General features: G+C 56.0%; 1 protein-coding gene. It reads right to left on the bottom strand.

The window, feature by feature from the left end; translation table 11 throughout:
- Positions 1-231: DeoR family transcriptional regulator (locus R0J87_RS23720; RefSeq protein WP_498889459.1), on the bottom strand; the 231-nt coding region annotated here is incomplete at its 3' end.
- Between the last annotated feature and the right edge of the window lie 12 nt (positions 232-243).

The raw sequence follows: 243 nt of genomic DNA, 5'->3' as shown, positions 1-243 counted from the left end.
AACCTCACGCTGCTCGAACGCCGTATTAACGACGCTGGAAGCCCGACCCGCGCCACCGTGATGGCGCGTAATCAGGCCTTGCTCGCTTAATTTACGAATATCCCGGCGGACCGTCTGCGTGGAGACATCCAGCAGATTTGCCAGCTCATCAATATTCATATACCCACGCTCGGCGATCAGCATGAGGAGTTGGTCGTGCCGCGGGTTACCGGTTAGTTCGGTAAGGCTCATGAAAATTCCTCG

It is taken from the genome of Halomonas sp. SIMBA_159 (genome assembly GCF_046536035.1).
Taxonomy (GTDB): Bacteria; Pseudomonadota; Gammaproteobacteria; order Pseudomonadales; family Halomonadaceae; genus Vreelandella; species Vreelandella venusta_A.
Note: the sequence above shows the minus strand (reverse complement) of the source record. Positions and strands in the feature narration are given on the sequence as shown.